At 46.9% G+C, this 21,723-nt stretch carries 20 protein-coding genes and 2 tRNA genes; 16 read left to right on the top strand and 6 right to left on the bottom strand.

The annotated features are described in order from the left end of the window. The first annotated feature begins 28 nt into the window (after positions 1-28). On the top strand, positions 29-619 hold the full coding sequence (locus OW491_RS05290; protein WP_215151204.1) for a HupE/UreJ family protein: 591 nt from the start codon (positions 29-31) through the stop codon (positions 617-619). 105 nt (positions 620-724) lie between these two features. Next, positions 725-2,620, top strand: coding sequence for a methyl-accepting chemotaxis protein (locus OW491_RS05285; RefSeq protein WP_290034984.1), 1,896 nt, complete (start codon positions 725-727; stop codon positions 2,618-2,620). Positions 2,621-2,676: 56 nt separating this feature from the next. Here OW491_RS05285 and OW491_RS05280 read toward each other — a convergent pair whose 3' ends face one another. From OW491_RS05280 to OW491_RS05265, 4 genes are read right to left on the bottom strand one after another with little or no spacing between them, the layout of a single operon-like run. Beyond that, positions 2,677-4,077, bottom strand: a complete 1,401-nt coding sequence (locus OW491_RS05280) for an MATE family efflux transporter (protein ID WP_290034982.1) — start codon at positions 4,075-4,077, stop codon at positions 2,677-2,679. Further along, the gene (gene znuB, locus OW491_RS05275) at positions 4,029-4,820 is read right to left on the bottom strand and encodes a zinc ABC transporter permease subunit ZnuB (protein ID WP_075173186.1); all 792 of its coding nucleotides are present in this window, start codon (positions 4,818-4,820) and stop codon (positions 4,029-4,031) included. The genes OW491_RS05280 and znuB overlap by 49 nt, the downstream gene beginning before the upstream one ends. Before the next feature lie 35 nt (positions 4,821-4,855). Next, positions 4,856-5,629 carry a zinc ABC transporter ATP-binding protein ZnuC gene (gene znuC, locus OW491_RS05270; protein ID WP_290034979.1) on the bottom strand — a complete coding sequence of 258 codons (774 nt, stop codon included), beginning with the start codon at positions 5,627-5,629 and terminating at the stop codon, positions 4,856-4,858. After that, positions 5,626-6,120 (bottom strand): Fur family transcriptional regulator, encoded by a 495-nt coding sequence (locus tag OW491_RS05265; RefSeq protein WP_075173184.1) that lies wholly within the window; start codon positions 6,118-6,120, stop codon positions 5,626-5,628. Before OW491_RS05265 ends, znuC begins: the two co-directional genes overlap by 4 nt. Positions 6,121-6,322: 202 nt before the next feature. Here OW491_RS05265 and znuA point away from each other — a divergent pair, with 202 nt between their 5' ends. The 9 genes from znuA (at position 6,323) to OW491_RS05220 (ending at position 13,190) form a co-directional block, all read left to right on the top strand. Beyond that, positions 6,323-7,288 (top strand): zinc ABC transporter substrate-binding protein ZnuA, encoded by a 966-nt coding sequence (gene znuA / locus OW491_RS05260; RefSeq protein ID WP_290034978.1) that lies wholly within the window; start codon positions 6,323-6,325, stop codon positions 7,286-7,288. A gap of 119 nt (positions 7,289-7,407) precedes the next feature. Continuing rightward, positions 7,408-7,494: transfer RNA gene (locus OW491_RS05255), tRNA-Leu, on the top strand. Positions 7,495-7,569: 75 nt separating this feature from the next. Then, positions 7,570-7,656 (top strand) — tRNA-Leu (locus OW491_RS05250). A 317-nt stretch (positions 7,657-7,973) separates the two neighbouring features. Next, the gene (pqqA, locus tag OW491_RS05245) at positions 7,974-8,045 is read left to right on the top strand and encodes a pyrroloquinoline quinone precursor peptide PqqA (RefSeq protein WP_075173578.1); all 72 of its coding nucleotides are present in this window, start codon (positions 7,974-7,976) and stop codon (positions 8,043-8,045) included. Between the two features lie 119 nt (positions 8,046-8,164). Further along, positions 8,165-9,085, top strand: coding sequence for a pyrroloquinoline quinone biosynthesis protein PqqB (gene pqqB, locus OW491_RS05240; protein ID WP_075173182.1), 921 nt, complete (start codon positions 8,165-8,167; stop codon positions 9,083-9,085). A gap of 9 nt (positions 9,086-9,094) precedes the next feature. After that, positions 9,095-9,856: a pyrroloquinoline-quinone synthase PqqC gene (gene pqqC / locus OW491_RS05235; RefSeq protein ID WP_290034976.1), complete on the top strand. Its 762-nt coding sequence runs from the start codon at positions 9,095-9,097 to the stop codon at positions 9,854-9,856. Continuing rightward, positions 9,853-10,140 carry a pyrroloquinoline quinone biosynthesis peptide chaperone PqqD gene (pqqD, locus tag OW491_RS05230; protein WP_075173180.1) on the top strand — a complete coding sequence of 96 codons (288 nt, stop codon included), beginning with the start codon at positions 9,853-9,855 and terminating at the stop codon, positions 10,138-10,140. The genes pqqC and pqqD overlap by 4 nt, the downstream gene beginning before the upstream one ends. Next, positions 10,137-11,294, top strand: a complete 1,158-nt coding sequence (pqqE, locus tag OW491_RS05225; RefSeq protein ID WP_075173179.1) for a pyrroloquinoline quinone biosynthesis protein PqqE — start codon at positions 10,137-10,139, stop codon at positions 11,292-11,294. The genes pqqD and pqqE overlap by 4 nt, the downstream gene beginning before the upstream one ends. 21 nt (positions 11,295-11,315) lie before the next feature. Next, the gene (locus OW491_RS05220) at positions 11,316-13,190 is read left to right on the top strand and encodes a prolyl oligopeptidase family serine peptidase (protein ID WP_290034975.1); all 1,875 of its coding nucleotides are present in this window, start codon (positions 11,316-11,318) and stop codon (positions 13,188-13,190) included. On the opposite strand, the gene OW491_RS05215 is transcribed toward OW491_RS05220, so the two are convergent. After that, on the bottom strand, positions 13,148-14,464 hold the full coding sequence (locus tag OW491_RS05215; protein WP_290034974.1) for a peptidoglycan DD-metalloendopeptidase family protein: 1,317 nt from the start codon (positions 14,462-14,464) through the stop codon (positions 13,148-13,150). The two genes, OW491_RS05220 and OW491_RS05215, sit on opposite strands and share 43 nt — an antisense overlap. Before the next feature lie 233 nt (positions 14,465-14,697). Here OW491_RS05215 and OW491_RS05210 point away from each other — a divergent pair, with 233 nt between their 5' ends. The 3 genes from OW491_RS05210 to OW491_RS05200 all read left to right on the top strand — a co-directional run bounded on the left by OW491_RS05210 (position 14,698) and on the right by OW491_RS05200 (position 17,148). Further along, complete coding sequence (locus OW491_RS05210; RefSeq protein ID WP_290034972.1) at positions 14,698-15,294, top strand: gamma-glutamylcyclotransferase family protein; 597 nt, start codon at positions 14,698-14,700, stop codon at positions 15,292-15,294. A gap of 3 nt (positions 15,295-15,297) precedes the next feature. Continuing rightward, a complete protein-coding gene (locus tag OW491_RS05205) occupies positions 15,298-15,783 on the top strand; it encodes a GNAT family N-acetyltransferase (RefSeq protein ID WP_075173175.1) in 486 nt (161 codons plus the stop codon). Between the two features lie 408 nt (positions 15,784-16,191). Then, positions 16,192-17,148 (top strand): DUF808 domain-containing protein, encoded by a 957-nt coding sequence (locus OW491_RS05200; protein WP_290034971.1) that lies wholly within the window; start codon positions 16,192-16,194, stop codon positions 17,146-17,148. Positions 17,149-17,227: 79 nt separating this feature from the next. Here the strand turns inward: OW491_RS05200 and OW491_RS05195 are convergent, their stop codons facing one another. Further along, positions 17,228-18,355, bottom strand: coding sequence for a porin (locus OW491_RS05195; protein ID WP_083610030.1), 1,128 nt, complete (start codon positions 18,353-18,355; stop codon positions 17,228-17,230). A gap of 374 nt (positions 18,356-18,729) precedes the next feature. Here OW491_RS05195 and ercA point away from each other — a divergent pair, with 374 nt between their 5' ends. Further along, entirely contained in the window at positions 18,730-19,893 is a 1,164-nt protein-coding gene (gene ercA, locus OW491_RS05190; RefSeq protein ID WP_075179384.1) for an alcohol dehydrogenase-like regulatory protein ErcA, read from the top strand. Beyond that, complete coding sequence (locus OW491_RS05185; RefSeq protein WP_290034967.1) at positions 19,862-21,622, top strand: NahK/ErcS family hybrid sensor histidine kinase/response regulator; 1,761 nt, start codon at positions 19,862-19,864, stop codon at positions 21,620-21,622. The genes ercA and OW491_RS05185 overlap by 32 nt, the downstream gene beginning before the upstream one ends. The last annotated feature ends 101 nt before the right edge of the window (positions 21,623-21,723 follow it).

Below are 21,723 nucleotides of genomic sequence, written 5' to 3'. Positions count from 1 at the left end.
TTACATTAATTGTTGGATGAAAATATTTATGTTCCCTCGCTTATCCTTAGCTCTAATGACATTACTCGTTGCTTTTTTCACCCCAGCAATGGCGCTGGCTCATAGTGATATGGGAGGAACGGGCTTCTCGGCTGGTTTTAGCCATCCGGTTTTGGGGTTGGATCATCTTTTGGCGATGCTGAGTGTTGGTATGCTAAGTGCGCAAATGGGAGGCAGAGCATTATGGTCTGTACCCCTGACCTTTGTGGTTGTGATGTTAGTTGGCGGTGTTATGGGGATGATGGGAATACCATTATTTTCAATTGAGTTAGGTATCTCTCTCTCAGTGCTAGTCCTCGGTGTGGCAATTGCATTTGGACGACGATTACCCACTGTGCTGGTAATGGTAGGGGTTAGCTTTTTTGCGGTTTTCCATGGCTATGCCCATGGTCAAGAGATGCCATCAATTGCGCAACCTGTTTTATATGCACTAGGTTTTGCAGCAGGTACAGGCGTTATCCATTTGGTGGGCGTATTTATGGTGCAATTGTTTAAGCAGCTCAAGCAAGGCAGGGCGCTTGTTCGATATTGTGGAGCGGGTATCGCCGGTGTGGGTATTTACTTATTATCTGGTTTGTAAATAGCTGTTTTTTCCTCATTTAGTTGTAGCCTCGGCCGATAGGTAAGGGAAGACCCTTGGAAACTCCTCCAAGTACTCCTTTATCTTTGCTGGCAGAGGTTACACATGTCGCTTTCTCTACGAACTCGATTATTAGGCGTTAGCCTAATATCCGCTATGCTTATCGTTATCTTTCTGGTGCTGGAAACTAACAGTGTACTGCGTGATCGTATGCTCGTTAATTTGCTGAGAGATGTTCAGCATTTTTCCGGTGCCTATGGAGAAGGTGTTGGGCAATGGATGACAGATCGCCAACGCGCTATGACGGCGCTTAAAGGTGCCATTGAGCGCAACCCATCTGTGGATAAGTACACACTTATTCGACAAGCACATGAGAGCGGCGGTTTTGCGCTGACTTACTATGGTAATGCCCAGGGTGAAATGTTCCGCCAAGACCCCGCACTGGACCAGAACAACGGTAGTTATGATCCTCGACAGCGAGGCTGGTACAAGCAAGCCCAAGCTGAAGATAGCGCAATTATTACAAAACCGTATGTCAGTAAAACGTTACAGGCCTTAGTGGTGACTCTAGCTGAACCCGTGAGAGAGAACGGAAAGATGGTGGGCTCTGTTGGTGCTAATGTCACACTGGATCAATTAACTAAGCAGGTTCAAGAGCTGGATGTACCGGGGAATGGTTATGCCATTTTAGTGGATTTAAGTGATCAGATTATCGCGCATCCTGAAGCAGAGCTACAAACCAAGTCGGTTGCTGAACTCAGCCCTCGTTTTTCTAAAAGCGGTTTGGCTGAAATGATTAATCAAGATCGTTTGTTTGATGCGACCCTAGACGAGGCCGAACGTTTTGTGTACGCCAAGGCGATTCCTAATACCAACTGGGCCTTAATTTTTGTAATGGACAAGAAGGCGTTACTAGCGCCTGTTAATGCGTTACTTATTAAGCAATCCGTTATTGGTATGCTGCTGATTATTGTATTGGCGCTTGTTTTAGTCTTTTTCTTCAAAGTTATGTTCAAAAACTTAGAAAAGGTGAGCCGAGCCTTGGCAGATATTGCTGAAGGTGAGGGCGATTTAACGGTGCGCATCGCGGTTGATAGTCGAGATGAAATAGGAGTGTTAGCTGATGGCTTCAATCGATTTGTTGAGCGCTTACACGGTATTGTTAGCCGGTTGAATAATACGTCTATCAGTTTGGCACAGTCGGCCGATCAGTTCGCCGCGTCAGCGCATAAGCGAAGTGGACGTATTCAGGAGCAGCAAGACGAAATTAATATGGTAGCCACGGCCATCACGCAAATGGCTATGGCAACACAAGAGATTGCCGGTAATGCTGAAATGGCCGCGGTGTCTGCTCAAGAGTCAGTTGCGCTGAGCTCGGGCGGCCAAAAGCAAGTTGAGACAAGTCAGCAGTCAATTGCTACGTTAGCATCTGAAGTTGAATCAGCTACCTCTGTTATTGGGGATTTAGAAAAGCATGCTGAGCATATAAGCGGTATCTTAAATACCATTAGTGGGATAGCAGAACAAACAAACTTACTAGCGCTGAATGCTGCGATTGAAGCGGCACGGGCGGGTGATCAGGGGCGTGGTTTTGCCGTAGTTGCCGATGAAGTACGTGTGTTATCACAACGCACGCATGCGTCTACCGGAGAAATCCAAACAATGATTGATACGTTGCAAAAAACGACGCAGTTGGCGGTTAAAACGATGAGCCGCGGTCAAGAAATGGCTCAAAAAAGCGTGCATGATGCGGATGAAGCGCATCAGAGTCTGGAACAAATCATTACGGCCATCTCGAATATATCTGATAAATCTACGCAAATAGCCTCGGCTGCGGAAGAGCAAACGTCAGTGACCGAAGAAATTAACCGCAATACATCGGCAATTAGTGATGTGGCGACGGATATGGCGCGTGAAGGTGAACAGGCAGCTAAACAGGCGTCGGAACTACGAGAATTAATTCGTCAGGTGGAGTCAGAGGTTAAGCGTTTTAGCTTATAAACAGCTTTTTGCTTCTAAACGCCAGTCATTTCGACTGGCGTTTTTGTTGATGGTGGTTAATGTGACATGGCTGATAACCAAGAACCGGTTCGGCTGAGGCGCCAAAATACAAAGCCACCAGTTAAGGCCCGTGCGACAAACAACGACAAGAAAGCGAACCAAAGGCCATGATTACCCCAAGGTTGGGATAGCCACCACACAGGTAAAAAAACTAAGAATACAGAAACCAGCATGGTGTTTTGCATCGCTTTTACTTGGGTTGCCCCGATAAAGAGACCATCTAACAAGAAGCTCCATACACCCAATAGCGGTAACGCAATTAACCATGGAAGATAAAGAGTCGCTTGCGTACGGACACTCTCAATTGATGTGAGCAAATGGATGATGTGTTGCCCAGCACTCCAAAAGAAAATAGTGAATAGCACCGCCGTGACTAGTGACCAGCAAGCAGCCGCTATTAAATTGCGGTAGAAGCCGGATAGGTCGCGTTGCCCAATGCGTTTGCCTGTAATCGCCTCGGTGGCATGAGCAAATCCATCAAGGCCATTGGAGATAATCAAAACAAAGTTGAGCAACACTGCATTGGCAGACAATATGTCTGTTCCTTGTCTGGCACCTTGTGCCGTAAAAAAGGCCAATGAGAAGAGTATGGCTAATGTGCGCACAAACAGGTAGCGGTTTACCTTAATCAGCTCGGTGTAGTGGCTTAAGTGCTTTAGGCTGCTCGTTAGTAATTCCCCACCCATGCGCGCCAGCAACCGACGACAAAACCACAACCCGAGGGCTAAACTGCCGTATTCAGCGATAACGCTGGCCAAAGCCACACCTTGAGATGCTAGGCCAAAGTAATAGACGGCAATCACATCCATAATCATGTTGAGTAGATTGGTCGTGATTAACAAAATTAAAGGAATCCGCGTATTTTGGTTGCCAACAAACCAGCCTAGCAGCGCAAAATTACAGAGGACGGCAGGGGCACTGTAAATACGAGTTTGTGTATAGGTGCGCGCGGCGTCGGTAACGGCTGGTGTTGCTTCGATCCAATAGAGCGCGGCTTCTATCAATGGGTATTGAAAGAGTATAAGCGCGCATCCAATCACACAGCCCATCACTAAGGACTGCGCGAGTAGTGTCCTGTTTTGGTTAGGGCGTTGTGCACCTACGGCTTGCGCGGTTAGGCCGGATGTTCCCATGCGCAAAAAGCCAAATGCCCAATAGATAACAGAGAAAAACATACTGCCAACAGCTACTGCACCTAAGTGGCGACTATCCGATAGGTGGCCAATAACGGCGGTATCAACTAGGCCGACTAACGGAACAGTGATGTTCGAAAGGATCATCGGCCACGCCAGAGCCCAGATGGTTCGATGATCGTGCCGAGTTGGTTTGTAGTCTGCCAGCCCCATGCTTAAACCGTTAGCCGCTTCGGAAGTAAATACACGCTGATAAAGGCGCATAAGGCGGCTACAACGACGGATGGTCCTGCTGGCGTATCAAATGTCCATGAGGCCCAAATGCCTGCCAGAACGGCCATGCAGCCAATAACCGAAGCAAGGACAGCCATTTGTTCTGGGGTGGAGGCAAGACGGCGAGCGGTCGCCGCGGGTATTACCATGAGCGAGGTAATGAGTAAAATACCAACAATTTTCATGGCAACAGCAATAACAATGGCGATCAAAACCATCAAGATGAGTTTGGTTCTACCGACATTGACTCCCTCGACATGGGCTAACTCTTCATTAATAGTGATGGCGAGCAATGATTCCCAGCAGCGCCATACTGTGACCAATATAAGTATGCCTCCAAATAAAATCCATCGCAGGTCCGCGGGTGAAATAGCTAACAGATCGCCAAATAGATACTCCATTAGATCGAGTCTAGCCCCGTCTATAAATGACACGGTAACTAGCCCTAACGATAATGTGCTGTGAGCCATAATACCGAGCAGGGTATCGGTAGCAATTTGACGCTGGCGTTGCAGTACAACCAGCACTAAAGCTAACACGAGGCAACAGGATATAACTGCCAAATTCAAATCTACTTTTAGCAAGATACCTAAAGCTACACCCAGAAGCGCCGAATGAGCTAAGCTGTCGCCAAAGTAGGCCATGCGCCGCCATACAACAAAGGCACCTAATGGGCCTGCTAAAATAGCCACGCCTAGACCACCTAAAATGGCATAGAGCAAAAAATCATACATGGTTTGTGTTTACCTTTTAGTCGCTAATCGCTGTCTTAGTGTTTGCAGTCGCCGGTGTGAGGGTGGTCTGTAATAACATCACCGTGCGTATCATGTTGATGATTATGGTGGTGACTATACAAGGCCAAACTATCCGCCCCGCGTTGACCAAACATCTCACGAAAAGAAGGGTCATTACTCACATGCTCGGGGTTGCCAGAGCAGCACACGTGTCGGTTTAGACAAATGACGTGATCGGTAGACGACATGACTAAGTGGAGGTCATGAGAAATCATCAAAACGCCACAGCCGCGTTGCTTACGAATGTGGCCTATTAGGTTGTATAGCTCGATTTGACCATTAATATCGACCCCTTGAACAGGCTCATCTAGCACTAACAACTCGGGATCTTGTAATAACGCCCGTGCCAACATAACACGTTGTGTTTCGCCACCGGAGAGGTCATGCATTGAGTGCTCAAGTAAGTGGCTTGCATTCACATCCTCTAAGGCTGTTTTTATAGGAGCTAGCGCTTTAGTGCGCGTGGTTTGCAAGAAACGCTTAACGGTTAAGGGGAAGGTACGGTCAATCAATAGTTTTTGTGGCATGTAGCCGATGCGTAGGCCCGGTTGTCGCCACACGTTGCCGCTTGATGGCTTAATTAGCCCTAATACCACTCTAACCAAGGTTGTTTTCCCTGCACCATTGGGGCCTATTAGGGTTGTGATGCAATCACGATGCAAGTGCAGGTTAACCTGTTGCAGCACATGGTTGTGGCCAAACTGTACATTGACATCTTTTAGTCGAATGATATCTAAAGGGGCACTCATTCGGGTTGACCTTTAGTCAGACAGGCAGGGCATGTTCCGGCTATTTCGATAGTTTCTGATTCCACGGCAAAACCAATCTCGGATGCCGTCTTTTTTACGGCTTTACTAATAGCTGGGGATTCAAGCTCTACGGCACTGTGGCACTGCCTGCATATAAGAAAGCTGTTATGGCAGTGGTTTTCAGGGTGATTACAGCCCATAAACGCATTTAACGAAGCAATTCTGTGAACTAGCCCTTGCTCTTGTAAAAAATCAAGAGCCCGATAGACGGTTGGTGGGGCAGAGTTGAACCCCGCATCTGCCAGTGCCGGTAAAATATCATACGCACCTAATGGCTTATGGCTTTGCCATATAAGCTTGAGTACCAGCTCACGGATCGGTGTTAACCGTAACTGTCGGCTGCGACACAGTTCAGCTGCATCGTGCAGCGCCTGATTGATGCAGTGCCCGTGATCGTGCTCGGGCTGAAAGGCAATATCGACATTTGTCATGGTGGTTATCCGTGATCTCGGTTAGCGGGAGGTGAGTATGTTATATAATAACGCTTTTGGTGCTCGACTATGAAGCCTAGCGGGCTAAAAGATCTGGAGTACAACTAACGAGCCTTAAAGCAACGACAAAATAGCAGAGAACGCATAGCTAGTTAAATAATGTTTTGTTATATTATAACAGTAACTAATTATGGATTTGAACATGCGCGCTATATCTCGATTCTCTTCTCTTTTAATGCCTTTAGCATTAGCTTTTTCAATTAGCTTTCCTGCTGCTCATGCTAATCAGGAAAAGCCACCGTCAGTAGTGGCCAGTATCATTCCAGTACAACTGATCGCCAGTGACTTGCTCGATGGTATTGTTGAGCCGGAGGTTTTATTGCCTGCAGGTGCTTCACCACATCAATACTCGCTTAAGCCTTCGGATGCTCGCATGCTGACTAATGCTGATGTTGTGATCTGGATAGGCCCTGAATTAGAGCGATTTTTAGTAAAGCCGTTGTCGCAAACGAGTGCTTTAACCATTAAGTTATTAACAGAAGAAATGATTCACTCAGGCGAGGAAGATGTTGACGAGCACGAGCACCATCACGAAGAAGGCCACCATGAGGAAGATCATCATGATGAAGAAGGAGATGGTCATGACCATGGAGGAGTAGATCCTCACATTTGGTTAGATCCTCATCACGCACTGGCGATAGCCGATGCCATCCATGCTGCGCTTGTACAGCACTTCCCACACTTAAAGGCATTGCTGGATCAGAACCTTGACCGGTTTACGGCATCATTAATTCAACAAGATAGAGCCTTGATGTCGGCATTCGCACCGTTGTCGGACCGAGGCTTCCTCGTATTTCATGATGCGTACGGACGCTTTATCGAACATTACAACCTCATGCAACTGGGTTCTGTAACGATTAATCCGTCGCGCAAGCCCGGTGCAAAACATCTAGGCGAGCTGCGAGACACTGTTGAGTCCAGCCAAGCGGTATGCGTGTTTAGTGAGCCTCAGTTCAGTAGTGCCGTTGTCGCCTCTATTGTGGCAGGCACGGATGCTAAGGTATCTGAAGTTGATCCGTTGGGGCAGAATGTGGTTTTGGGTGCAGGGGCTTATCAGCGCTTTCTGGCTGATTTTGCGCAACCATTTTATACCTGTTTAGCCCCTTAACATTGCTCGTTTATTAGACAAAAAGCCGCTGTATTTTGCGGCTTTTTATGGCTGGCTAAATCTTATTGAAATCGCTTCCCAATTAAAAAAGCTGTCTATATAATGCTGCCCTCTTTCGAGCAGATGTGGTGGAATTGGTAGACACGCCAGCTTCAGGTGCTGGTGCCTTCACGGGCGTGGGAGTTCGAGTCTCCCCATCTGCACCATACTTAAAACTTTCTCCAACGAGTTAAGTAGGGTGCGAAAAGAATAGAGCGGTGGCTCTTTAAACACACACCGATGCAGATGTGGTGGAATTGGTAGACACGCCAGCTTCAGGTGCTGGTGCCCTCACGGGCGTGGGAGTTCGAGTCTCCCCATCTGCACCAATCGGTTTTTAATGCCCCTCTGGTAACCTTTTTTTGTTGCCGCCTAGTTAGCATTCCCTTAATACTCAATGTCGCCTTTATAACCTATTGTTTTTATTTATTAATTGGTTTTCTGATAACAGGTTAATGAACTTTATTGTGCTATCTGTAGTCTCTTTTATGAGGTCCGAAACACATTTTTGGGTGCTATCTTATCCACTGGTACAGGGTTAAAAAGCCATTTTTCGTTCCAAAGTACCATATTTGTGCTGCTAGACCTTTCCTATGATGTGGGAAGTCTTAGGACAATCCCAATAACAACAAATGAGGTAGTTATCATGTGGACTAAACCCGCTTATCAAGATATGCGTATTGGTTTTGAAGTAACAATGTACTTCGCAAACCGTTAAGTTTTACAGCACCTACAAGGTGCTTAAACAGGCGTCGGGTTCATGCTCCTCGGCGCTTGTTCTGATTATGTATCTATAATAATAACGAATTCACCACTCTTCCGAGCACTGAGTCTTATATGAAAATACAGGTTTTAGGGTCAGCCGCAGGTGGCGGTTTTCCGCAGTGGAATTGTAATTGCCGTAATTGTAAAGGTTTTCGCGACGGCACGTTGAATGCCAAGGCGCGTACTCAATCATCAATCGCCGCTAGTATGAATGGGACTGATTGGATTTTGTTTAATACGTCCCCTGATATCTTGGCGCAATTTGCAGCGTTTCCCGAAATGCAGCCCGCTCGCGCTATTCGAGATACCGGCGTGGCGGGTATCGTCTATATGGATAGCCAAATTGATCACACGACGGGCTTGTTGATGCTGCGTGAAGGCTGTCCGCATGATATTTGGTGCACCGATATGGTTTACCAAGACTTAACAACCGGCTTCCCCGTGTTTACTATGCTTAAGCACTGGAACGGCGGTATTAATCGCCACGAGATCACAGTTGATCAACCTGATAACAGCTTTACAGTGCCTAAAGTACCTGAAATTAAGCTAACGCCAATCCCATTACGCAGCAGTGCGCCGCCGTATTCTCCACACCGTAACGACCCTCATCCCGGCGACAATATCGGTATTTTGTTAGAAGATACGACGACAGGTAAAACACTATTTTACGCGCCAGGGCTAGGTAAGATTGAGCCGCACCTGCATCCGCTGATGTCTAATGCTGACTGTTTGTTAGTTGATGGTACGCTATGGCAGGAAGACGAAATGATTGTGGCAGGCGTCGGCGATAAGCTAGGCGTGACTATGGGGCACTTACCTCAAACAGGCGAGAACGGTATGCTGGCGTATTTGGATACGCTGGATAAACCACGCAAGGTACTGATTCATATCAACAACACAAACCCAATCTTGGATGAAGATTCTGTTGAACGACAAACCGTCGTTGAGCATGGTATTGAAGTAGCATACGACGGGATGCGTATCGAGCTGTAGGAGTGGTTTATGAGCACTGATGCACAAGCACCAATGACACGTGATGAGTTTGAGCAGGCGTTACGCGCCAAAGGTCGCTTTTATCACACCCAGCATCCCTATCATATTGCTATGTATGATGGTCTTTGCACGCCAGAGCAAATCCGTGGGTGGGTTGCAAATCGCTACTATTATCAAGTGAGCATTCCGGTAAAAGACGCAGCTATTTTAGCGAATTGTACTGATCGAGATACTCGCCGGCAGTGGATCCAACGCATTCTGGATCATGATGGCTATGACGGTGCTATTGGTGGTATTGAGGCTTGGCTGCGTTTAGGAGAGGCGGTTGGGTTAACCCGAGAAGAAATGATCTCACAAGAACATGTACTGCCCGGGGTGCGTTTTGCGGTGGATGCTTATGCGAATTTTGCGCGCAGGGCAACGTGGCAAGAAGCGGCTAGCTCGTCGTTAACTGAGTTGTTTGCTCCTACGATTCACCAAAACCGCTTGGATACTTGGCCAACCCACTACCCTTGGGTCAAGCCTGAAGGTTATCAATATTTCCGTCAGCGCTTGTCTGAAGCGCGTCGGGATGTAGAGCATGGCCTGCACATTACATTAGATCATTATACAACGCGTCCGGAACAGGACCGGATGTTAGAGATCTTGCAATTTAAGCTGGATGTTTTGTGGAGTATGCTGGATGCGATGACCATGGCGTATGAGCTAAATCGACCACCTTACCATACGGTGACGGATGAGCGTGTCTACCACAAGGGGTTAGTACTATGAGTGAGCTGATAGATGTCGATGCGATTCCGGAACTTGAAGCGATGTTTCGTTTTCAGTGGGAAGAGGCTCAGCAAGCGCATGTGTTGTTATACCCTGAGGGTATGGTTAAGTTGAATGGCCCTGCCGGTGAAATTTTATCCGTAGTGGATGCCAAGCGATCTGTCGGCGATATTATTAACCTACTCAATGCTAAATACCCTGATGCGGGTGGTGTTGATGATGATGTGAAAGCGTTTATGCTGGATGCATTAGCACAGCATTGGATTCGTTGGGTGGCGTCATGAGTGGCGGTGCCTGCCAAGGCCTACCCACAAGCTTACCTAAAACTCATGGGCAGCCGCTCTGGTTGTTAGCCGAGTTAACGTACAAATGTCCCTTACAGTGCCCTTATTGCTCTAACCCCAAAGACTTTGCAGGCTTTAATGATAACGAGTTATCCACACAGGAGTGGGTCCGCGTCTTTGAAGAAGGCCGTAAGCTGGGAGCGGTGCAGTTAGGGTTTTCGGGCGGAGAGCCGCTTGTTCGTCAGGATTTAGACGTCCTAATCCGCGAAGCTCGTCAAATGGGGTACTATACAAACCTCATTACCTCGGGTGTTGGTTTAAACGAGCGCAAGGTTGAGTCTTTTCGAGAAGCCGGTCTGGATCATATTCAAGTTAGTTTTCAAGCCAGCGACGAGACTGTCAATAATATGCTGGCAGGCTCGGCCAAGGCTTTTCAGCAAAAGCTAAAAATGGCTCGTGAGGTTAAAGCTCAAGGTTATCCTATGGTGCTTAACTTCGTAACGCATCGCCATAACATTGACCAAATAGACCGGATTATTGAGCTGTGTATTGAGCTTGAGGCGGACTATGTAGAGCTCGCTACGTGTCAGTATTACGGTTGGGCGTTTGAGAATCGTCAGCAGTTGATGCCCACACGAGCACAATTAGAGCGCGCAGAGCGTATTACTAATGAATATCGAGCTAAGCTGGCGGCTCAAGGTCATCCTATCAAGCTGATCTTTGTAACACCGGATTACTATGAAGAGCGCCCTAAAGCCTGCATGAATGGTTGGGGGCAGGTCTTTTTAACAGTGACGCCTGATGGACAAGCGCTGCCTTGTCATAGTGCGCGAATGCTGCCGATAGAGTTCCCAAATGTGCGTGACATGTCTCTTCAACAAATTTGGGATGAGTCACCGGGGTTTAACCATTTTCGGGGTGACGATTGGATGCAGGAGCCTTGTCGTTCGTGTGACGAAAAGGATAAGGACTTTGGTGGCTGTCACTGTCAGGCTTACATGCTAACGGGCGACGCAACGAATGCTGATCCTGTGTGCAGTAAGTCTGAACATCACGGGCTTATTTTGAATGCCCGTGCCGAAGCCGAGCTGCCTGCTACTGAGCCTCTTCTGTTTAGAAACGAGCGTAATTCTCGTGTCTTCTATAAAGGCTAGTTCAACCCGCTTGGGTGACTTATGAACCAAGACGTTAATCAGCCCATATCCGCTGATAAAGCGGTGGCTGGTTTGAAAGCTTACGGACAACTGGCTTGTAATCGCCGAAACGATGTTTTTTGGGTTGAGTATTGTCCTGAGCTAGGAGGTCGCAATTGTCTTGTTTGCTGGTCTAACGGGCGGTCTGAGAATTTAACTCCCGAGAATTTTGACGTACGCTCACGAGTCCATGAATATGGCGGGCTGAGTTGGTGTCTAATCAGTGATGATGAGTGGGTCTTTGTTAATCAAAAAGACCAACAACTATATGTTCAGAGCTTTGGCGACAGGCACCCCGACCGTCTTACCGATGCCCCTGAGATACGCTATGGCAATCCTGTTTATGATTCGCATCACCACCGGATTATTGCCATTGAAGAAGACCATATCCGGCCCGATGATGTGATTAATCGCCTTGTGGCTATCTCATTAGAGGATGGGTCACGGGCGTTGCTGCATGAAGGTCATGATTTTTATGTAGATCCCGCGCTCTCGCACGATGGGAATCAATTATCCTTTATAACGTGGGATCATCCTGAACAGCCTTGGACAGCGTCCCAGTGGCATTTAGCCACGCTAAATACTCAAGGCCAAATAGCTGAGCACCGTATAATTGCAGGGCAGGGTAACGATCAGTCTGTTCATCAACCTCAGTTTGATAGTGCTGGACAAGTGTTTGCTGTATCTGATCAGGATGGCTGGTGGAATGTTTGCCAGCCTGTTAGTCGCTTGGGGGCATCATCCAAGGTGAGTGTTGTTTGCTCGATGGAAGCCGAGTGCATGACGGCTCCTTGGCAGTTTGGTGCACGTCATTATGTGATGGCGGATACCGAGTGTTTCATCATTGCGTTTAGCCAAGCGCGAGCCTCATTATTAGCATATGAAGCAGGCCAGCAAAAACGAGAATTAGCGTCTGAGTATAGTCATTTTCAGTCGTTAACGGCGAGTGAGACGCATCTGTATTGTGTGGCTGCTTCGCCTGCTCAATTGCCTGTGGTTATCCAAGTTGATCGTCTGTCAGGTCAGGTCGAAGAGCTAACCACTAGCACGTGGCCGCAACCGGCTTCGAGCGTTGTAACGCCTGAATCCATCGTGTTCGCTGTCGGTAACGCTCATATTCAAGGCTTTTTTTATTCTCCTTCTGAGTCCGGTTGTAACGCCGAGCCGCCTCCTTTGGTTGTTTTTTTGCACGGAGGCCCTTCGGCCTCTACATACCCGACCTTGCAGCCCAAGATTCAGTATTGGGCGCAGCGAGGGTTTGCGGTTTTGGATCTGAATTATCGAGGAAGTACCGGATTTGGTCGCGCGTTCCGGTTGTCCCTTCATCAGCAGTGGGGGATTAGTGATGTTGAGGATGCGATTAAGGCCGTGCAGGCGCTTGTCGATGGTAATCGTGTTAATGCCGATGCTGTTTTTATACGAGGCAGTAGTGCAGGCGGGTTTACCGCATTATCAGCCTTAGTGGCGAGTGATTGTTTTGCTGGAGGGGCAAGTTTATACGGTGTAACCGATCCGCTCGCCCTTACAAAAGCAACGCATAAGTTTGAGTCGCATTATCTCGATTGGCTGATTGGAGACCCCTATCGAGATATAGGTCGTTACCAAGCCCGTGCGCCTTTTACTCACAGCAAAGATATCACCGTGCCAGTCATCTTCTTTCAAGGAGAGCTAGATAAGGTTGTTGTGCCTGAACAAACTCGCGAAATGGCTCGTTTGTTGGCGCTGCATACTCGGGTTAAGGTGCATTATTACGCGGAAGAAGGGCACGGCTTTCGCCAGCACGTCAACCAAGTTGACGCGCTGGAAAAGGAGTATCAGTTTTTCTTAGAGCTGGTTAGCAATGCTAATTTTAAATGACTCATTTTGTCCATTTGCTGAGCCACCTGTGCTTTAAAGGCTTTGCGCTCGTTGCCTTCTATTTCGGTCATAATCGGCACGTTATCACCCATCGCATTAACCGGACGGTTATTAACATGCAGTTCGTAATGAAGGTGAGCACCGGTAGAGCGGCCACTGTTACCCGATAGTGCTATCTTCTGGCCACGTGTTACCGCTTGGCCTTTATGAACAAGGGATTTGCTCAGGTGTAAGTAGCGGGTTTTGTATTTTTGACCGTGTTTTATCTTGATGTATAAGCCGGCATAAGGGTTTTTAACGACTTCCTCAACGACACCATCACCCGTCGAGTACACTGGCGTACCCACACCTACCGCGAAATCGGTACCATTATGAGGGCGTATTAAGCGGGTAATCGGATGGCGACGTGTTGGGTTAAAGTTGGAAGAAATACGCGCTTTGGTTTTAAGAGGGATACGCGAGAAAGCACGCTCCATACCGGTACCGTTTTTGTCGTAATAACTGTCTTTGTATAAAAAGGCGGTTAGTTCGCGTTTTTGGCTGTTAATGCGGATGGCTTCGATACGCGAATCGCCCGTTTCATAACCATCAATGGTTTGGCGTGAGCGGATTACTTCAAAGGTGTCGCCACGGCGAAAGCCTTTGTTAAAATTCATTTTGTCTTTGAATAAGGCTGAAATCGACATGATTTCATTGGCGTTGAGTCCTACCTTTTGGGCTGATTGGTAGAAGCTGCCTTTAACTGAACCGGCAACAACCTCTTGTTGCCAAACGCCAGGCAGAATGGTTTCACTGTATTCAAAACCGCCCGCTGCACGTTGATAGGTAACAATGTGTGCTCGGCTAAATTCAAGTTCGAGTTTGCTTAGTTCGTGAGTATCTGGATTCATCCAAAAGCGTAAGTTATCCCCAGGCTTTATCGTATCCAGAGCCAAGACGGCTAAATCGGACTCGAGTATTTCGTACATGGTTGCTTGTGGAATACGTAGCATGTCAAAAATCTGACTTAACGTATCGCCTTTGCCAATCGTGTAGTAATAATCTTCTGGCACAAACAGTTCGTTATTAGATTCTTGCCAGTCATCGCTTTCGTGTGTATCAATATTTTCTAATTGAGTGGCTGCGAATTTAGGCAGTTCAAGCTGTTTGCTATTATTGTGGCCGCCAATAAAGATGAAACCTAAAACGGCGAGTGTCAGGATGATCGTAATAAGTTTATGGGCGGATGGCAGCTGAGCCCAAAAACGATCTGCATAGGATAAAACTTGGCGCATATATGGAAAACCACGCAGTGTGTGTGCTAAATATTGTAAAGGTAGCGTATTGACCCTATAAAGCCAAGTTCGATCCCTTAAACACCCGTAAAATTATCGGTTTATAGGTATTTATTCATGTAATTTGGCTGAAAACTTGTAGTTATATGACACATTCTTCCTGGAACGGGTAAACACACTCCCGCCAGTTGTTTTTAGCCTCCTTAGAAATTGTCTGACGGAACCTACTTTTTATGCAGCACTATATTTTTGGCTACGGTAGTTTGATTAATGCCGATAGCCGTGCAAAAACGGGCCAAACGGGCCGCTCTTGGCCTGCTAAAGTTATCGGGTTTCAGCGGCATTGGTCGGTGATGTCGCCCGAATTCGGAATGAGTTCAGTCGCGGTGGTTCAGCGCTCTAATAGTTTTTGCAACGGGGTGTTGGTTGAAATTGATGAAACTGAATTGCCTTTGTTTGACGAGCGCGAGGCCGGTTATTTACGAGCGCAGGTCCCCATGACGCAGATTCAAGGGTATGAAACTACATTGCCTGAAGGGGTGGTTTGGATCTACCACACAGAGACAGTCACCCCGCCTAATGATCAAGCTCCAATCGCATTAAGTTATGCTGATGTTATTTTAGCTGGATGTTTATCGATCAATGAAAGCTTTGCATCAGAATTTATATCGAGCACGGGTGGATGGGAGCATGCGATACTCAATGATCGACAACAGCCAAGGTATCCACGTGTACAAACATCATTAGATACGGACTTGTTAAAGCCTCATTTAGAAGTCGTCTCTGCAGGGCGTATTTGTACGATAACCAGTTACCGCCAAGCTGTTTAAGTGATGACTAACGCGCCGTATTGTTGGGAAGTTAGGCCTTTTCAGCCTGATGATGCAAGCCAATTAGTGGATATATTTAGGCGTGCAGTTTTAGCTATCGACGATTGTTTTTACACGGCATTAGAACGAGAAACGTGGGCCAGTAGTGCAGATGATCATGAGGTTTTTCAACAGCGGTTTTTATCCACAAAGCCGCTTGTGGTGCGGTCGCCAAATAATTGTCCTATTGGCTTTGCCGAGTGGAGAGAGGATGGCTACATAGATTGCTTTTATATTGACCCTCAATGGCAAGGTAAAAAAGTAGCGTCTGCTTTGTTGTTGGCTGTTGAAGCCGCTGTTCGTGAGTTAGGCGCTACTCGCCTTTATGCCAATGTTGCACTTAATGCACAGGGCTTTTTTTCATCGCATGGGTTTATAAAAGGCAGTACCAACTCCATCAAAAGAAATGCTAGTGTGTTGATAAATAATACGATGTATAAACCCCTTTAATCTATTGGCTGTTTTTTAACCACTAAAGTTCACAAACTAAAGTAGTACTAATTTTCCTGCTTTTGCAGCAGAGTAATTTATATTGCATTGCATCATAATATCCTCGTTGTTTTGAAATAAGCGCATAACAGTTTCGCTTTTTTCTTTGCTTTACTCTGTTGCCATCCCTGGTGATTTTTTTCTTGTTGGTAAGTTAGTAGCTTACGTACTCTTTCAGGCCCGCACACTGTGTGGGTCTTTTTTTATCTGCTCTTTCTAGGGCGAATTCTTCCGTTTTATTCATTACATCTACGCGATGAGTCTTTAATCAATTTAATCCCATAGATAGGCGCAAGAAATAAGACAAGGTTCATACAGATCCGTTATGCTGCGTGTAGCTGATGTCAGTAAAAAGGAAGAGAGTTCAATATGGCAGGTTCAAGTTTGTTCGCGTTAATTGATGATATCGCGACTCTGTTAGATGATGTAGCCGCAATGACTAAAGTGGCTGCCCGAAAAACAGCGGGTGTGCTTGGGGATGATTTGGCGCTCAATGCTGAGCAAGTATCAGGGGTACGTGCTGATCGAGAGCTGCCAGTAGTTTGGGCTGTGGCTAAAGGCTCAATGCTAAATAAGCTTATTTTGGTGCCCGCTGCACTCGCGATAAGCTATTTTATACCTTGGTTGATAACGCCTTTGCTGATGATGGGAGGCTTATTTTTGTGCTTTGAGGGGTTTGAGAAAATTGCTCATAAGTTTTTGCATAGTCCAGAAGAAGATCAAGCCCACAAAGAAAAATTGAAAGCGGCTGTTGAAGACACTGAAGTTGATTTGGTAGCTTTTGAAAAGAACAAAATCAAAGGTGCAATTCGTACAGATTTTATTTTATCCGCTGAAATTATAGTGATTACTTTAGGCACTGTAGCGGGGGCGGCGTTAACAACCCAGCTGGCGGTGTTGATCGGTATAGCGATTATTATCACGGTTGGGGTATATGGGTTGGTGGCCGGTATTGTCAAACTAGATGATCTAGGTCTGTATTTAATACGTGATCATGTGGAAGGTGAGTCGAAGACTATCGGACAAGCATTTGGTCATTTTCTTTTGCTGGCGGCCCCTAAACTAATGAAAACGTTATCCATTGTCGGGACTGCCGCTATGTTTATGGTGGGTGGTGGTATTTTAGCTCATGGTATTCCTGCCGTGCATCACTGGATTGCGAATGTTGCGGATATAGTGGCTACATGGCCTGTTATCGGTTTTTTATCTGTATTAACACCGACTTTACTAGATGCGTTGTTAGGTATCGCTGCGGGTGCGGTTGTTTTGTTGATTATTACCTTAGGTAAAAAAGTATTGGGTGTTTCGGGCGCGGCCCATGAATAACCTGCAAGCCTAGATAATAAAAAGCCACGTTATGCATTGAAGGGGGATGCGTAACGTGGCTAGTTATTTAATGATTAGCTTACCAAGTAAGCACAGCACCCAGCGCTAAAGAATCAGTGTCACGGGTGTCTGTTTGGGAACGATCGTATTCAGCGACCAATGTGAGGTTGCTGTTGATCGAATGGAACCAAGCCACGGTTGAGTTTTCTAAATCGAGGTTGTCAGCTCCGTCAGTAGTCCCGCCGCTGTTTTCGCCGTGAGATAGTACTAGGCGTTCATTGCCAAAGCTGTAAGAAGCTTGTACTAACCAGCCGTCTACATCCGCATCTTTATCCGTCACTAAGTTGGATAGTCCTGCGGCTCCTACTCCTTCGGCTGTAAAGCCAGAAGCGGTCAATGATAAACCAGAGAATTTAATGTTTGCGCCGTATGCGAAGCCATTCGAGTCAATGTCGTTGGATCCGTTATCAGAACTTTGGGTCATACCGCTTACCCAAAATTTTACGGGTACGTCTGGCGTTAAGTTTGCGCCGTAGGTTAATTCGGCTTCAAGTCGTGGGGAGCTTTCTTCAGATCCCGAATCTGATTTCGATGGGTCCATCAAACCCACCGCTAATTTTAAGCCGTTCATGTCCGGAGTGCGGTAGGTGATTTGAGCATTTGGGAATGGGTAAAGGTAGCCCGCGCCTATATTACCGAAAGATACTCCTTGTCCGTCGACTAAACCGTCGCTTGCCACTTGACCATAACCTAGCAGAATCTCATCACTCATTATGTTGCTGCGGTTGAACAGTGAAAAATCCTTACCAATTAATACTTGTCCCCAGTCGCTATCGACAGTGCCGTAAAACTGACGAACATCGATGCCTGTAGACGTTAAATTGCTGTTGGCATCATTAATTGATACCCAAAAAGATGAGCGAGCGCCTAGTTTAAGGTCACCCATTTGTTTGCCAGCATTAAAGCCTATGTAGTTGGGTAGGAAGCCCATTTTAACGCGCGATTGTGTGCGATCTAGGCTGTTATCTTGGTCATCTACTTTTGAGTGTACGTAAAATGTATTGATTAAACCGTCCGCAGCAAACGTAGTGCCGTCTTGGTTATAAAGCTCAATACCAGCCGATGCATATGTAGCACCGCTGATGGCGACTGCTAGCGTCGTCATTTTTACGCAAGAGTGGAACGATAGAGGAGTATTCTTTTTCATGGTTGCCCCGAAATTATTATTGTTAGATGCCCTTTTATCTTCCGGTGAAGACTCGGGTTACAGAATGCCTCTTTGGTGCTTAGCTTGCGGGTGTTTAGTGGAGGTAGACTGTGCAACCTAGGTTTAGGGGTGAAGAGAAGGTACAGGAAGTACGCGCTAAGGTGTGGTCCGGGCTTAACACCGGGCTTACTACCTCGGTGTATGTTTATGGCGCACATGCAGCATTTGCTCTTAACGGCAGGGTGTATAACTAATGGCGCAATGTTTGTGCATTGAAAATGAGCGGTAAACTTCTTATCCTCGATTGGGTTATGCTCAATATACTTATTATAACTAAAGCAGCGACATAAAGCGGCTGGGTCTAAAAGGCAGTTATGGCTTCTGATATCTCAAACCTACGAAAGTTTGTTTCGCCCGAAATTATTTTTGGTGCCGGAGCTCGTCACACGGTTGCAAATTACGCGTCTACTTTTGGTGCGCGCAAAGTGCTTATTGTTTCAGATCCCGGGGTAGTTGCCGCAGGCTGGGTAGCCGATGTTATCGCTAGCTTAGAAGCGCAAGATATCGACTATGCCGTGTTCACAAATGTATCGCCTAATCCACGATGCGAAGAAGTGATGGCCGGTGCAGAGTTTTATATTGAGCAAGGTTGTAACGTTATAGTAGGAGTGGGTGGTGGCAGCCCAATGGATTGTGCTAAGGGGATTGGCATAGTGAGTACTCATGGCCGTCATATACTTGAGTTTGTTGGTGTGGATATGATCGACCGTCCTATTCCGCCGCTTATTTTTGTGCCCACGACGGCCGGTACCTCCGCGGATGTTTCGCAATTTGCGATTATTTCTGATCAGGCCGAGATGATTAAAGTATCTATTGTGAGTAAGTCTGTTGTACCGGATGTATCGCTGATAGATCCGGAAACGACAGTTACTGTTGATCCTTTTTTAAGTGCGTGTACAGGGGTTGATGCGCTGGTGCATGCCATCGAGGCATTTGTGTCCACTGGAGCCGGCCCTTTAACCGACATGCATGCATTAGATGCTATTCGCATTATAAATACGCATCTTGTTGATTTAGTGAATAACCCTAAGGATATCTTCCTGAGGGAGCAGATTATGCTGGGCTCTATGAAGGCCGGCTTAGCATTTTCCAATGCCATTCTTGGTGCCGTGCATGCCATGTCGCATAGCTTAGGAGGCTTTTTAGATTTACCGCATGGCTTGTGTAATGCCATGCTGTTAGAACATGTTATTAATTTTAATTACCCCGAAGCAGAGAACCGCTTTAAGGTGATCGCGCAGACCTTAGGTATTGATGTTCGAGGGCTAACCACTTTGCAAGTGAAGCAGCGCTTGATTCAACACTTAGTCGCACTGAAAGCGAATGTAGGACTCACTCAGAAGTTAGGCATTAATGGGGTTACGCCTTCGGATATCCCCATACTATCGGCTAAGGCGATGACAGATCCGTGTATTTTGACCAACCCAAGAAGATCCAATCAGCGTGATGTCGAAGTGGTCTATGAAGAAGCGTTATGACGAGCACAAACCAGCAACTGTAGAAGAGTTGATGGGGCTGGGAAACCACTCAGCGCGAAAAAACTATTATTCTGAACTATCTCAAAAACTGGATGAACTCGAAGCTGAGCGTAACCGTTACAAATGGATTTTTGATAACGCGTTACATGGTATTTTTCAGGCGGATATGAAAGGTCGTATCCGTATTGCAAATCCAGCTATGGCCCGTATTTGCGGTTATGCGTCCGATTCAGAGCTCACGCAGCGCGTAGAATTTTTAGGTAATGACCTATTTTTCCAGTCTCTCGATTTTCATATTTTACTAGAGCGACTTAAACGAGACGGAAAGGTCTTTCGTTACGAGACGCGCTTAGTTCGGGCGGATGGAGAGACTATCTACGTCTCGATGAACGTTCTACTTAAGGAAGAGGTTAGCGATACCACCTTTGAGGCGTTTGTTCAGGATATCACTGAGCGTGTAAATGATCAGATGCGTTTGCGTAAGCTTAATGAAGAGCTTGAAGCGCGCGTTTTAGCGCGAACCGAGGCATTGGAGAGTGTAAATGCTCAGCTAAGGGATGAAATAGCAGAGCGCTCCCTTGTTCAGCATGCGCTGCAAGAGGCTAAAGAGCAGGCTGTTGCGGCAAACCAGAGTAAAGATAAGTACTTGGCTGCGGCTAGTCACGATCTATTGCAGCCGATGAATGCGGCGCGTTTGTTGGTATCTACACTGCGTGAGCGCTCCCTGGCAACCGATGACCAGCACTTAGTGGAACGGATTCATGTGGCGCTCGACAGTGCCGAAGAGCTATTAACAGACCTGTTGGATATTTCTAAATTAGACCAAAACGCGGTGCAGGCTGATTGTTGCGATTTTCATATCGCGCAGTTATTCAACACGCTATCTACTGAGTTTCAGGCTGTTGCCGAGCAAAGTAACTTACAGCTGCGGGTGAAAGATAGTGATGTCATGGTTTACAGTGACGCGCGCTTATTGATGCGTATTTTGCGCAATTTTGTGAGTAATGCACTGCGTTATACCGACACCGGGGGTGTACTTGTAGCCGCACGCAAACGTAGTGGAGAATTGTCGATCGAAGTGTGGGATACCGGCGATGGTATTCCTAGCGGCGCAATGAGTGATATTTTTCGTGAATTTAATCAACTATCTCAACATCGAAACGGCGAGCGTAAAGGCGTTGGTTTGGGGTTGGCGATAGTCGAGCGCATTTCGCGGGTTTTAAACCACAAAGTAAGTGTGCAATCTGTGCCAGGTCGAGGATCCGTGTTCCGTGTGTCGGTCCCTTTGAGTGATGCAAAGCCCGCTGCAATGAAAGCTCGCCCTGCACCAGTGGCGGCTGGGCACTTCTCAGGTGAAGCTGTGCTGGTGGTTGATAATGAGCCTGAAATTCTCATGAGCATGGCAGCCCTGCTAACACAGTGGGGGCTAACGGCATACACAGCGGAAAGTGCACAAGCCGCTATCGAACTGTTAGATGATGAAGGGGTCGTTCCGCGTGCCACTTTATTAGATTTCCACTTGAACGATAACGCGACGGCGCTGGATGCGCTGGCCGACTTAGATGAGTCTTTCGGCCGATTGCCAACCGCTTTGATTACGGCAGAGCGGCATGATCCCAATCTCAAGATACTGCGTTCAGGTGGGGTCCAAGTGCTAAACAAACCGGTAAAACCGGGCAAACTACGCGCACTGTTAGCCCATATGCTAACGGTAAGCACCGCAGGCTAAACGCAACTACGTGATATAACGTTAATAAATGGTTCTCAAGTAGTATTTGAACCTACGTAAGCGCTGCCTAGACTGGAACTATGCATACATTCTGACAGGAC

Origin of the sequence: Neptunomonas sp. CHC150, assembly GCF_030397555.1 — a bacterium.
Classification (GTDB): Bacteria; Pseudomonadota; Gammaproteobacteria; order Pseudomonadales; family Balneatricaceae; genus Neptunomonas; species Neptunomonas phycophila.
The sequence above is the reverse complement of the archived record's forward strand: the minus strand, read 5'-3'. Positions and strand labels throughout refer to the sequence as shown.

Bases quoted from the DNA above. Each gene is read 5' to 3' on its own strand.
- OW491_RS05290 (WP_215151204.1), top strand. From the start codon at position 29: ATGTTCCCTCGCTTATCCTTAGCTCTAATGACATTACTCGTTGCTTTT.
- OW491_RS05285 (WP_290034984.1), top strand. From the start codon at position 725: ATGTCGCTTTCTCTACGAACTCGATTATTAGGCGTTAGCCTAATATCC.
- OW491_RS05280 (WP_290034982.1), bottom strand. From the start codon at position 4,077: ATGCGCCTTTATCAGCGTGTATTTACTTCCGAAGCGGCTAACGGTTTA.
- znuB (WP_075173186.1), bottom strand. From the start codon at position 4,820: ATGTATGATTTTTTGCTCTATGCCATTTTAGGTGGTCTAGGCGTGGCT.
- znuC (WP_290034979.1), bottom strand. From the start codon at position 5,629: ATGAGTGCCCCTTTAGATATCATTCGACTAAAAGATGTCAATGTACAG.
- OW491_RS05265 (WP_075173184.1), bottom strand. From the start codon at position 6,120: ATGACAAATGTCGATATTGCCTTTCAGCCCGAGCACGATCACGGGCAC.
- znuA (WP_290034978.1), top strand. From the start codon at position 6,323: ATGCGCGCTATATCTCGATTCTCTTCTCTTTTAATGCCTTTAGCATTA.
- pqqB (WP_075173182.1), top strand. From the start codon at position 8,165: ATGAAAATACAGGTTTTAGGGTCAGCCGCAGGTGGCGGTTTTCCGCAG.
- pqqC (WP_290034976.1), top strand. From the start codon at position 9,095: ATGAGCACTGATGCACAAGCACCAATGACACGTGATGAGTTTGAGCAG.
- pqqD (WP_075173180.1), top strand. From the start codon at position 9,853: ATGAGTGAGCTGATAGATGTCGATGCGATTCCGGAACTTGAAGCGATG.
- pqqE (WP_075173179.1), top strand. From the start codon at position 10,137: ATGAGTGGCGGTGCCTGCCAAGGCCTACCCACAAGCTTACCTAAAACT.
- OW491_RS05220 (WP_290034975.1), top strand. From the start codon at position 11,316: ATGAACCAAGACGTTAATCAGCCCATATCCGCTGATAAAGCGGTGGCT.
- OW491_RS05215 (WP_290034974.1), bottom strand. From the start codon at position 14,464: ATGCGCCAAGTTTTATCCTATGCAGATCGTTTTTGGGCTCAGCTGCCA.
- OW491_RS05210 (WP_290034972.1), top strand. From the start codon at position 14,698: ATGCAGCACTATATTTTTGGCTACGGTAGTTTGATTAATGCCGATAGC.
- OW491_RS05205 (WP_075173175.1), top strand. From the start codon at position 15,298: ATGACTAACGCGCCGTATTGTTGGGAAGTTAGGCCTTTTCAGCCTGAT.
- OW491_RS05200 (WP_290034971.1), top strand. From the start codon at position 16,192: ATGGCAGGTTCAAGTTTGTTCGCGTTAATTGATGATATCGCGACTCTG.
- OW491_RS05195 (WP_083610030.1), bottom strand. From the start codon at position 18,355: ATGAAAAAGAATACTCCTCTATCGTTCCACTCTTGCGTAAAAATGACG.
- ercA (WP_075179384.1), top strand. From the start codon at position 18,730: ATGGCTTCTGATATCTCAAACCTACGAAAGTTTGTTTCGCCCGAAATT.
- OW491_RS05185 (WP_290034967.1), top strand. From the start codon at position 19,862: ATGTCGAAGTGGTCTATGAAGAAGCGTTATGACGAGCACAAACCAGCA.